This window comes from Daejeonella sp. (assembly GCF_037719425.1).
Lineage (GTDB): Bacteria > Bacteroidota > Bacteroidia > Sphingobacteriales > Sphingobacteriaceae > Daejeonella.
Map to the genome: position 1 here is coordinate 1 of NZ_JBBJNI010000088.1, position 1005 is coordinate 1005.

A 1005-nucleotide genomic window follows, 5' to 3' on the forward strand; every position below is an offset into this window, starting at 1 on the left:
CCGCCCGACGACAAAACTAAAACGGCAATTGTTCCGCCAAAAACCAGTCCGGCAAAGTCAACCCGGGTAAAGAAGCCTTCAGTTGCACCGGCCAAAGGCGCTGTAAAAGCCGCGAGTAAAGTTGCCCAAGTGGTTCAGCAAGATTCTATCCCACTTGATACAGCAAAGAGCAGGATCATTATTGCTTATCATAATGCCAAAATATTTAAAACAGATCTGCAGGCCAGGGCTGATTCCATGTTCTTCAGCTATTCAGATTCGACTGTGCGATGTTATTTTAATCCTATCGTGTGGGCACAGGGCTCTCAGCTTACGGGTGATACTATTTATCTACAGATGAAGGACAAGAAACTTAATAATATGCTTCTGCAACATAATAGTTTCATCGTTAATTCTGAAGATACAGATTCCACAAAGTTTAACCAGGTGAAAGGCAAGGTAATTACAGGTCTTTTCCGGGATAATAAGCTTAGACAGATGTATGTTGACGGAAACGCTGAGACTGTATATTATGTAAAAGATGATTCTGCATACATCAGTTTAAATCATTCTATTAGCAGCCGGATCAATTTCGGTTTCCTGGATGGAAAGCTTAAGAATGTAAGATTAGTAAGGAGTGTTGAAGGTAAGGCAACGCCAATGGATAAGCTGACAGAAGAAGATAAAATACTAAAGGGTTTTATCTGGAAGCCAAAAGATCGTCCTAAATCTAAGGAAGAGATTATACCACAGCTTGTTAAGGTGGTTAAGCCAATAGGTCCTGTTAAGACAGCGCCGGCTAAAGCAGTTCCGTCAAAAACAGCACCGTCTAAGGCTATTCCGTCAAAAGAGGTTCCTGCGAAGACAAGTCCTGCTAAGGCTGCGCCGGTTAAGAAAAGTTAGATTGCCGCGCTGCGCCTGCCTACCGCAGGCGGGCTCGCAATGACACTATTAAGCGTTTGTCGTTGCGGGGAGGTACGACGAAGCAATCTCTGTGAAGTTTTAGATTGCCGCGCTGCGCCTGCC

The 1005-nt window shown here is 44.2% G+C and carries 1 pseudogene; it reads left to right on the forward strand.

Annotated elements, in window-relative coordinates:
- Positions 1-882 (forward strand): annotated as a pseudogene (locus tag WKF69_RS12205) (hypothetical protein); the annotation flags it as partial.
- Between the last annotated feature and the right edge of the window lie 123 nt (positions 883-1005).